We start from the raw sequence: 10,673 nt of genomic DNA on the forward strand, positions 1-10,673 counted from the left end.
TGTCGGGTTTTGTTTTATGTCTTAATGAGCATCTGGGAACATTCGCTTCATAGCATCTCCGACTTCATCGAAGAATCCTTCCACAGGTTCACCATCGCGAATTTTGTCGCTATATTCATCAATTTGCTTTGCAGAATCAGGGTTTGTGGATACATATACTTTGTCAGTATCTGCTCCTACTTCTTTGGCTTTGTCAGCAATTTTGTCATCTAATTCTTTAGAAGAGGTAGTTCCCTCTTTAAGAGTCACACCAACATATGCACTGTTGTTCATCTTAAGAACATTTGCATGATCGACTTCTTCTAGGGTTGAGACAGCGTCTGCAATATCATCGGCGTTCTCAACCGTTTGATCGTTTGTCGCATTATCGTTAGTGGTATCATCATCAGTTCCGTCCATGTCTGTCGTTGTATCGTTTTCATTCTCCACGACTCCAGTGTCGTTCGTTTGGTTCTCCACTTCTTTATCTTTTTTCCCACATGCAGCAAGCGATAACATCAGCAAACAAGCAGCAAAAACCATCCAAAATTTCTTCATTTGTCTCTCCTCCATATCTGTTTACAGACAGTATGGACAAAAACAGAAAAACTATGTGTATTTCTTTTAAAAATGAATATCGATACGTTGGATGGTATGACGCTCAATTTCGTTCATGTCCACTTCATATCCCATTCCATTAATTTCAGATACGGTAATCGTTCCATCTTCCACCGTGACTTCAGGTGTAATAATATCGCGCTCCCAATATGAAGCAGAACCTGCTGTATCTCCAGGAAAGGTGAAATTCGACAATGTGGTAAGTGCAATATTGTGTGCTCGTCCAATTCCAGCTTCCAACATACCACCACACCAGACTGGGATTCCCGCTTCCTGGCACACGTCATGGATTCTTTTAGCTTCTGTCATCCCTCCAACACGACCTATTTTAATATTAATGACACGACAGCTTCCAAGCTGAATGGCTTTTCGCGCATCCTCAGCGGAAAGGATGCTTTCGTCTAAACAAATAGGTGTTTGGATTTGCTGTTGTAATGTTGCATGATCAACGATATCATCAGTTGCGAGTGGCTGTTCGATCATCGTTAAGTTGAACTGATCGAGTTGTTTTAGTAGCTCCAAATCATCTAGTGTGTAAGAGGAATTGGCATCCGCCATGAGTGGAACTTCTGGAAAGCGTTCACGGATTTCTGAGAGCAACTTTAAATCACTCCCGGGTTTGATTTTCACTTTTATTCGTTTAAAACCTGATTCCAAACTCTGTTCAATCCGTTCACCAAGTGCTTCGAAATCCGTTTGGAGTCCGATGCTGATTCCTACGTCAATTTTTTCTTTCTTACCGCCTATCGCTTCTGTTAACGTAATGCCTTGTCGTTTTGCCCAGCAGTCCCACACTGCACATTCAACTGCAGCTTTTGCCATATTGTTTTTTCGAATCGATTTAAAAATTTCATTCACTTCATCAGGATGTTGGATTGTCTTTCCTTTTAGCAACGGTACTAAAAAGTCTTGGATCATATGTAAGGAGGTTTCTGTCGTCTCTTCTGTATACCAAGGAATGGAAAATGCTACACCTTCCCCATAGCCTTTTTTCCCCTTTTCGTCGACCACTTCAATTACGAGAAATTGTCGGGTTTGCATCGTTCCGAAGCTTGTTGAAAATGGATTCTTCATCGTCATTTCCAACTTTCGAATGATGACATCACGAATAATCATTTCATCTTTCCTTCCTTTATGGACAAAACCGCACGTAAGAAACACATGCGGTTTTGTTCGTTAGTATTTACGTGTTTTCCCATCGTATTCGTCTAGCAATTCAGCGAAACTCTTATTCGCTTCCCGCTCTTTTTTATCTTTTAACGCCTGTTCCATCCTAGCTTCTTCCGCTTTTGCTTCCGCTTGCGAAAGTTCTTGCTTCGCTTCTTTTAGTTTAGAAAGAACATCCTCGCCTAATACATCTGCTAGTCGGAGTGCTCCATCATCTTTAGGTTTGTTTACTGAAGGTTGTTGATTTCTTTTTTTCGCCATGGGTCGTTCTCCTCTTTTCTACTTACGGACGCTCGACAATGGTCGCGACACCTTGTCCGCCACCAATACAAAGTGTAGCTAATCCACGTTTTGCGTCACGCCGTTTCATTTCATGCAACAATGTGACAAGTATTCGTGCACCACTTGCCCCAATCGGGTGACCAAGTGCAATTGCACCACCGTTGACATTCAGTTTTTCAGCATCAAATTTCAATTCCCGATCAACTGCAAGTGATTGGGCTGCAAATGCTTCGTTTGCTTCAATCAAATCCATATCATCTAACTTGAGGTTCGATCGTTTCAACACATTTGTAACCGCTTGTACAGGGCCGATTCCCATAACTGCTGGATCTACTCCCGCATTTGCATTCGCAGTAATGGTTGCTAGCGGTGTGATACCAAGTGCATCCGCCTTCGATTTAGACATGATGACTAATGCCGCAGCTCCATCATTCAATCCGGATGCGTTTCCAGCTGTCACACTGCCATCCTTTTTAAATGCAGGTCGAAGTTTGGACAGTTTCTCCGCAGTCGTACCTTCTTTAATATATTCGTCTTCCTTAAATAGGATTGGTTCACCTTTACGAACAGGAATTTCAACGGGAACTATTTCATCAGCAAACCTACCAGCTGTGCGCGCTGCGGAAGCTTTTCTCTGAGAATCGGCAGCGAATTCGTCTTGTTCTTCACGAGACAAACCATAGCGATCGCACAGATTTTCAGCCGTAACGCCCATATGATAATCGTTGAATGCACACCAAAGACCATCAGAAATCATAGTATCTACCATTGTTTGGTCACCCATTTTAAATCCTTCACGGGCATTCTTCAGCACATAAGGTGCCTGACTCATACTTTCCATACCACCAGCAACGATTACTTCTGCGTCACCTGATAAAATCGCTTGTCGCGCAAGTTGGACCGCTTTTAATCCAGAGCCACATACTTTATTGATCGTCATCGCTGGTACCTGTTCAGGAAGCCCTGCTTTCATCGATGCCTGACGAGCCGGATTTTGTCCGAGACCCGCTTGAAGTACATTCCCCATAATGACTTCATCCACATCTGCCCCTGATAGTCCTGTACGATTTAAAGCCTCTTTGATGACAAGAGCACCGAGTTCTGTTGCGCTCACATTTTTCAATGCTCCCAAAAATGAGCCGATTGGTGTTCTAACAGCACTCGCAATTACGATTTGTTCTGACATTGTGATTCCCCCTATTTGTGTTTATGAGACTTTTCCCTTTTTGAAATACAGAACATTCCCACATATGAATTGCCTGCATCTGCTACAGTCCGTTAGAATAGGCTGTAGGAGGGATTGTATGTTTAGTTTACCAAAAAAAGTGACAATTATCGAGGTCGGACCCCGTGATGGTCTGCAAAATGAGAAGAACCACGTTGAAACAGATGTAAAGCTAGAATTTATCCGTCTATTAAAAAAATCCGGTGTAACTGAAATGGAGCTCACCTCGTTCGTGTCTCCTAAATGGGTACCACAAATGAGTGATGCGCTAGAAATTATGGAGAATGCTGATTTAGTGGAACGCTCGATTGTCCTTGCACCCAATGCGAAAGGAGTTGCACTTGCTCAAGAAGCCAGTGCTAAAAGTATCGCAATTTTTGTAGGTGTGAGTAATACATTCAATCAAAAAAATATTAACCGTACGACCGCTGAGAGTGTAGAGGCGCTTGCTCCGGTAATACTTAAGCTAAAAGATGAAGGTGTTTTTGTTCGCGCTTGTATTTCTACTGCGTTTTATTGTCCATACGAAGGGAAAATTGAAGTAGATGATTGTATTGAACTCTGCAGACAGTTTGTCGCGTTAGGTGTAGATGAGCTTAGCGTTGCTGATACTATTGGTATGGCCAATCCTGTCGAGAGCTATGAACTTTTCACACGCCTTCGGCAGTCATTTCCTTCGGTACTGCTAACTGCTCATTTCCATGACACTAGAAAAATGGCACTTGCAAACATTTTTGCATCCTTGCAAGCAGGCATTGACCGATTCGATTCGGCAGCTGGCGGCCTTGGCGGATGTCCATTCGCTGATGGCGCCACTGGAAATGTTGCGACCGAAGATGTGGTGAACATGCTAGATTTGCTAGAAATCTCTACAGGCATCGATGTAAAACAAGTGTGTGAAGCAGTTGAAAAAATTGCTCCACATGTGTCACGGCCTATCGAGAGTGGCATGTACCGTTTGTATGAAAACGGAAGGATCTAAGGAGCTGAAATTATTGAGAAAGCGTCTGCTTGCAATTACAGGTGGTATCACTTTCATGGCGACTGCTCTGGTAACAACATTTGGCATCCTAGCTACCAATCGGTTAATGTTTCTTAAAATAAAAGATGCCGAGGTTGTTTTAAAACGAGAATCCATCGCTCGGCGATTCGATGCGCACTGGTATGAAACCGTTCCGAAAACGACAATGCGCATTCAATCGCCTAATGGTTATTTGTTGCATGCAATCTATCTAAGACCGCTCGATACTACAAGAACAGTGATTATTTGCCACGGTGTCACAGAGAACAAAATAAATTCAATGAAATTTGCCCGCATGTTCGAACGTCTCGGATTTAACTCTGTCGTATACGATCATCGTCGGCATGGAGAGTCTGGTGGAAAAACGACCAGTTTTGGATTCTATGAAAAAATGGACCTACGCGCAATAATCCAGGCAGTCCGTGAACGTATTGGTAGGCGTGCATTACTCGGAATTCATGGCGAATCCATGGGAGCAGCAACGATGATTTTGACAGCGGGGACTTATCCAGAAGAAGCAGATTTTTATGTAGCAGATTGCCCTTTTTCAGATTTTACGGATCAGGTATTTCATATATTGAAAACGACCACGCCACTTCGTACGCCTAAGGTCATTCGAATTGCTAATATCTTTTTGAAAATCCGCGATGGCTATACAACTTCACTAGTTTCTCCAAAACAAGTCATCGCTCAAGTTGCACACCCTATGCTTTTCATTCATAGTTTGGAAGATGATTTCATCCTACCGAACATGACAGAGGAATTGTATGAGCAAAAAAATGGCGGAAAGTCTATAAAACTTTTTCCAAAAGGTGCACACGCTAGATCTTTTAACGAAAATCCAGAAGAATATGAAGCAACAGTTAAACGTTTCTTAAGAAAATATGGTTATTTAAATTAAAAAACCCGTTCAATATTATTGAACGGGGTGTTGTTTGTTTTATTCATGAAAGTCATAAAAACCTACTATATTAACGTTTTTATTTCTTTTTCTTAGAGTCTTTTTCAGACGCCTTAGACATTTGAGCCATCATTTGATTAATTTTCTTTTGAGAAGGTTTCTGCCCCATCTGCATCATCATCATTCGAAGCATATCTTCATTAATCGGTGGGTTATCTTTCAAATACTTCATCATATATTGACGAGCTAAGAAGAAACCAAGAGCAACTCCTGCTGCAAGTGCAACAATAATTCCAACGATCCACCAAATAGTCATACGTACTACCTCCCCTACTGCAATAGTCCAAGTGTTTCCACCAAGAAGGATTATACAGCATCCGAACCCCAGTACGCAACGTCTCAGTTATCAGAATCCTGTTTTCTTATGCCACACGACTGCAATTTAACTAATATTTCATAAAAGACTTTAGATCAAACGAATACGTATTGGGGTTCTAGCGGAGAAGACGTATAACGCACTGGCTTCAGCCACCCCCACTCGCCTGCTTCATCCATAATTGCAAAGTAGCGGTCTTCCACACTAGAAAGTGCTACAAACAAATCTAAATCAAGCATTCGTGAACCGTGACAAGCTGCATGTAATGCATGGGAGGAAAATCCGATATCTATCGTGCCTTTCAATGGATGGGTCAATGTATATTTCATATCTCCTGCTTCTACTGTATGAAAATTCTTTCCGAGTTCGCTCATAATCGCCTGTTCGACATTGCTGATTTCTAATCGATCGCATAAATATCGAACTTCCTGTAAATGATTCTCTCGACCATCTTCTTTTAATAAATCATATAGCAGTCTTTCACGTCCAAGGACAAATGTCTGGTACATTTCTTTGATTTTATAAATTCCATATGTTCGCATGTATGACCACTCCTTTACATTATCGTACAGGAGGTGTTTCGCAAAGGCTGTCAGTTCGCGGAATAGAACATCACTATTTATGTCGAAATGTCAAAATAGTTAGATATACAACCGAAATCTATGAAGAGTTACACTTCATCAAGATCTAAAGCGTTATAAAAAATAAAAGCAGAGGCTAAATCCGCCCCTGCTTTTATCAGTTATAAATTATTTGCCTACCATTGTGACTACTTTTGATACAACGTTTTCAACACTGAATCCGTATTCTTTCATGACAATTTCACCTGGGGCACTTGCACCGAATGTGTCGATAGCAAGGACGTCACCGTCGTTTCCGACATATTTATGCCATCCGAGAGATGATCCCATTTCGAGAGATAGACGCGCAGTCACAGCTTTTGGAAGCACTTGCTCTTTATAAGCTGCGTCTTGTTCTTCAAACCGATCCCAAGAAGGCATTGAGACGACCGCAACATCGATTCCCTTCTCATTCAGTTTCGCTTGTGCTTCGACAGCTAGGCTAACTTCTGACCCTGTCGCGATCAAGATTGCAGCAGGCTGATCTGCTTTCGAAGGGGAAACGGTATAAGCACCTTTACTAACTCCTTCGGATGCCAGTTCGCCTGACTTCTCAAGTACGGGTAAGTTTTGACGTGACAATACAAGGACTGTCGGTTTGTTCGTTGAAGTGACAGCTAAATTCCATGCAGCTGATGTTTCGTTACCGTCAGCAGGACGGATCACCGACAAGCCAGGCATAGCACGAAGTGAAGCTAGGTGCTCAACTGGTTCGTGTGTAGGACCATCTTCACCAACAGCGATGCTGTCATGAGTAAATACATAGGTTACAGGAATGCCCATTAACGCAGATAGACGGACTGCAGGGCGGACATAGTCACTAAATACGAAGAACGTTCCGCCAAATACATTCAGGCCACCGTGTAGTGTCATTCCGTTCAAAGCAGCACCCATTGCGAATTCACGCACACCAAACCAGATATTGCGACCCTCAAAACTACCTGGAAGGAAGTCTCCTGCTCCTTTGATTGCAGTTTTGTTAGAACCAGCTAGGTCTGCACTACCACCAAAGAATGACGGAAGAGCCTTCGCGATTGCATTGATTGAATCCCCTGAAGCTGAACGTGTTGCAACAGATTTCCCAGCTTCATAAACAGGCAACTGGGCTTCGACTGCAGCTTTATCTGTTCCATCAATAGCACTTTTCAGTTGTGCAGCTAGTTCCCCATGTTCCTTCTCATAAGCGCCGAATAATTTGTTCCATTCGGACTCACTGTCCACACCAAGCTTCTGTATAGAAGATTTGAACATTTCATAGACTTCTTGTGGGACATGGAAGTCCTCTTCAAATGTCCATTTATAGGATTCTTTTGTCAATTTCATCTCATCTTCACCAAGAGGTGCGCCATGAGCATCCGATTTACCTGATTTGTTAGGGGAGCCATATCCAATGACAGTTTTCACTTCGATTAGTGTTGGACCACCTGTATTTTGTTTCGCTTGTTCAATTGCTTTAGACAAATGTGCTGTGTCATTGCCATCACCGACGTGAATGTAATTCCATCCATATGACTCAAATCGATTTTGAATCTTCTCTGTGAAAGACATATCCAATTCACCATCTAGAGAAATGTCATTGCTGTCGTAGAGAACAATTAGCTTATCCAATTCAAGGTGACCTGCGAGTGAAATAGCTTCAGCCGCAACACCTTCCATTAAGTCTCCATCACCACAAAGTGCATATGTGTAATGATCAACTACATTAAAACCTGGTTTATTATATGTGGAAGCAAGGTGTTTTTCAGCCATTGCCATTCCGACAGCCATTCCGATACCTTGTCCAAGAGGTCCTGTAGTCGCTTCAACTCCAGCAGTATGACCGTATTCAGGATGCCCCGGTGTTTTAGATCCCCACTGACGGAAGTTTTTCAGTTCTTCCATTGGAAGATCATATCCACTTAAATGGAGCATGCTATAGAGCAACATCGAGCCATGACCAGCAGATAATACAAAGCGATCCCGGTTAAACCAAGAAGGATTTGTTGGATTATGGTGCATGTGCTGTGTCCAGAGTACATAAGCCATTGGCGCAGCACCCATAGGAAGGCCGGGATGGCCAGAATTTGCTTTTTCGATTGCGTCGATCGACAACGTCCGGATCGTATTAATCGCCAGTTGATCAATAGTGTTGGTCATCGGTAATTACACCCTTTCACATTCTCTTATTTTAACTAGATTCCTCATCCATTGTAATGAAAAAACCGCAGGAATACAAACTGCGGTCAGAAAGATATGTGGATACTTAATTTAAAAATTTCTTATTTTGAGCATCTTTCACTTTTTCAGGTGTTACGTCATTTCCATCAGGATCCACTACTTTAACATTTTCAATCGTATCTCTCATTGTTGAACGGAAAGTTTTCAAATACTCACTACGCAACTGGGATTGCTCTTTCGCTTCTTCAATGGAAAGACCTGATGTTTTTGCTTTTTTTGCAAGTTCATTAATACGTTTAATCTTATTTTCTTCCAGCATAATGTTCCCTCCAGTTCGACTTCGTCAATAAGAACGTAAACAAAAATGAAAGGAAGTGCAAACAATTAGCCTTATTGCTCCGCAGTATATTCTTGATATCGTCTATGAACCGTCGCTTTGCTGACGTTATGTCCGAGTCCTTTGAGGACAGATGTAATCTCTTCAAATGTCAGTCCTTTATCTCGTAAAGACACAATTTCTTGAACCGGCGCCTCAACTCTTTCTCTACCTTCCGCATTACCTTGGTTGCTCAGATTACGTTCTGGTCGATACCCTGCCTCAACGGCACGTTTCATCCCTCTTCTAATTTTAGCGTTATGTAACTTTCTCTGATATTCCTCTACTATGGCAAGAATTTCAAGAAGCATGGAGTCCATCTCGTTCAATTCTAATGGACCATTGTCGTGATTGGTAAAAACGGATGTATTTGTTTTCGCAAGCAAGTGCAAAACAGCGACACGCGCATTTCCTCTACCAAGTCTTGTTTCATCTTGGATTAGGACAGCATTAACAGAACCTTCCTTGATATAATCAAGAAGATCCAATAGCCCCTCCCGATCCAATTCGTATCCACTGTGTTTGTCAGTAAATGATGCAGCTATGTTAAAATCCAACGATTCCGCCAACGTTGTCAGTTCTTCGTATTGGCGGGAGAGTGATAGCTCCTGCGTATCTTTTTCAGTACTAACTCTACAATACAAGACGCAATTGCCTCTATTCCCCATTATTCCCCCTCCTCTGCAAGGACGAGTCGAGTATCGTCAACCTCCGACTCAAGATAAGATGGCAACTTGAGATCTTCACCTGCAATAATAGCAGAATCAGTTAAATTATTCAGTGTCGCCACCTCTCGAATCCAACGGTCAGTAGGAACTTCACCTGCATAGCGTTCGGCTAGCTGCGAAAGCGTATCGCCTTCCAGGATTGTCACTTCTATAATATCTTGAGGAACAGAAAGTTTATGAATAAGGACGAATGATAATACTGCAAACAGTGCGAAAGCTACTACCAGATTTTTGTTTTTTCGGATAAGTGTCATGAATGATTTCCCCTTCCAGAATGTACGTTCGGTTCTATATTTTCATTGTATACGAACAAGGGTTTGTATGTCAACACTAAAAATTAGAACCTTTGTTTGCTATCTGTACGAACACCTGTTATACTATTTTCATAGAAACACTTCGCAGAGCAACGTCCGCTGCAAAAAAAGTGAAGAGGTGAACATATTGAAAAAGATCTCCAAAAGACAGGAGGATATCCTGACTTTCATTAAAGATGAAGTTCAAAAAAAGGGGTACCCACCTTCCGTACGGGAAATTGGTGAAGCTGTAGGACTTGCTTCCAGCTCAACTGTTCATGGCCATCTGGCGAGACTAGAAAGTAAAGGTCTCATCAGACGTGACCCGACTAAACCACGTGCAATCGAAATTTTGGACCAACATGGAATGGACGAGTTAAAAACTGGCGTTGTTCATGTTCCATTAGTCGGAAAAGTTACTGCTGGGATTCCTATCACTGCGATTGAAAATATCGAAGAATACTTTCCTATCCCGGATACGTTTGGGACTTCTGAGGATAACTTGTACATGTTGGAAATCGTAGGAGATAGCATGATCGAGGCTGGTATTTTAAATGGTGATCGCGTTGTTGTGAAACAGCAACATAACGCGAACAATGGAGAAATTGTTGTTGCGATGACTGAAGAAGATGAAGCAACTGTGAAACGCTTCTTTAAAGAAAAAGACTTCTTCCGTTTGCAGCCTGAAAACTCTTCAATGGATCCTATAATTATTGAGAATGTCTCGATTCTAGGAAAAGTGGTCGGTGTTTACCGGACGATTCATTAATTTTGTATATAAAAACTGCGTACTCGTCATAACTGATGAGTACGCAGTTTTTTTAGTTTTGGTTATGAGCATTTCCCTGAGTTTATGATCACTTTTTGCGGTTTATGAGCACTTTTCTAGCTTTATGATCACTTTTCTAGTTTTATGATCACTTTCTCAAG

The 10,673-nt window shown here is 41.9% G+C and carries 13 protein-coding genes; 3 read left to right on the plus strand and 10 right to left on the minus strand.

The annotated features are described in order from the left end of the window. Nucleotides 1–21 precede the first annotated feature (21 nt). The 4 genes from RL70_RS01375 to RL70_RS01390 all read right to left on the minus strand — a co-directional run bounded on the left by RL70_RS01375 (nt 22) and on the right by RL70_RS01390 (nt 3,232). Nucleotides 22–537 carry a YhcN/YlaJ family sporulation lipoprotein gene (locus tag RL70_RS01375; RefSeq protein ID WP_052245722.1) on the minus strand — a complete coding sequence of 172 codons (516 nt, stop codon included), beginning with the start codon at nt 535–537 and terminating at the stop codon, nt 22–24. A gap of 66 nt (nt 538–603) precedes the next feature. Then, on the minus strand, nt 604–1,713 hold the full coding sequence (gene menC / locus RL70_RS01380; RefSeq protein WP_039041655.1) for an o-succinylbenzoate synthase: 1,110 nt from the start codon (nt 1,711–1,713) through the stop codon (nt 604–606). 60 nt (nt 1,714–1,773) lie between these two features. Next, complete coding sequence (locus RL70_RS01385) at nt 1,774–2,025, minus strand: YqkE family protein (RefSeq protein WP_039041656.1); 252 nt, start codon at nt 2,023–2,025, stop codon at nt 1,774–1,776. Between the two features lie 22 nt (nt 2,026–2,047). Then, nucleotides 2,048–3,232: an acetyl-CoA C-acetyltransferase gene (locus tag RL70_RS01390; RefSeq protein ID WP_039041657.1), complete on the minus strand. Its 1,185-nt coding sequence runs from the start codon at nt 3,230–3,232 to the stop codon at nt 2,048–2,050. Nucleotides 3,233–3,350: 118 nt separating this feature from the next. On the opposite strand from RL70_RS01390, the gene RL70_RS01395 reads away from it, so the two are divergent. Continuing rightward, on the plus strand, nt 3,351–4,253 hold the full coding sequence (locus RL70_RS01395) for a hydroxymethylglutaryl-CoA lyase (RefSeq protein ID WP_039041658.1): 903 nt from the start codon (nt 3,351–3,353) through the stop codon (nt 4,251–4,253). Between the two features lie 13 nt (nt 4,254–4,266). Continuing rightward, complete coding sequence (locus RL70_RS01400) at nt 4,267–5,193, plus strand: alpha/beta hydrolase (RefSeq protein WP_039041663.1); 927 nt, start codon at nt 4,267–4,269, stop codon at nt 5,191–5,193. 79 nt (nt 5,194–5,272) lie between these two features. On the opposite strand, the gene RL70_RS01405 is transcribed toward RL70_RS01400, so the two are convergent. From RL70_RS01405 to RL70_RS01430, 6 genes are all read right to left on the minus strand, one after another. Further along, nucleotides 5,273–5,509: a YneF family protein gene (locus RL70_RS01405; protein WP_025784961.1), complete on the minus strand. Its 237-nt coding sequence runs from the start codon at nt 5,507–5,509 to the stop codon at nt 5,273–5,275. 155 nt (nt 5,510–5,664) lie between these two features. After that, complete coding sequence (gene sirA / locus RL70_RS01410; RefSeq protein WP_052245723.1) at nt 5,665–6,111, minus strand: sporulation inhibitor of replication protein SirA; 447 nt, start codon at nt 6,109–6,111, stop codon at nt 5,665–5,667. A gap of 207 nt (nt 6,112–6,318) precedes the next feature. Then, a complete protein-coding gene (tkt, locus tag RL70_RS01415) occupies nt 6,319–8,325 on the minus strand; it encodes a transketolase (protein WP_039041659.1) in 2,007 nt (668 codons plus the stop codon). Nucleotides 8,326–8,431: 106 nt separating this feature from the next. Further along, complete coding sequence (locus RL70_RS01420; RefSeq protein ID WP_039041660.1) at nt 8,432–8,665, minus strand: DUF896 domain-containing protein; 234 nt, start codon at nt 8,663–8,665, stop codon at nt 8,432–8,434. Nucleotides 8,666–8,736: 71 nt separating this feature from the next. Beyond that, a complete protein-coding gene (locus tag RL70_RS01425; protein WP_039041661.1) occupies nt 8,737–9,390 on the minus strand; it encodes a recombinase family protein in 654 nt (217 codons plus the stop codon). After that, a complete protein-coding gene (locus tag RL70_RS01430; RefSeq protein ID WP_052245724.1) occupies nt 9,390–9,704 on the minus strand; it encodes a LysM peptidoglycan-binding domain-containing protein in 315 nt (104 codons plus the stop codon). The genes RL70_RS01425 and RL70_RS01430 overlap by 1 nt, the downstream gene beginning before the upstream one ends. A 187-nt stretch (nt 9,705–9,891) precedes the next feature. On the opposite strand from RL70_RS01430, the gene lexA reads away from it, so the two are divergent. Next, on the plus strand, nt 9,892–10,512 hold the full coding sequence (lexA, locus tag RL70_RS01435) for a transcriptional repressor LexA (RefSeq protein ID WP_025784967.1): 621 nt from the start codon (nt 9,892–9,894) through the stop codon (nt 10,510–10,512). The last annotated feature ends 161 nt before the right edge of the window (nt 10,513–10,673 follow it).

The organism is Sporosarcina sp. ZBG7A (assembly GCF_000813425.1).
Classification (GTDB): domain Bacteria; phylum Bacillota; class Bacilli; order Bacillales_A; family Planococcaceae; genus Sporosarcina.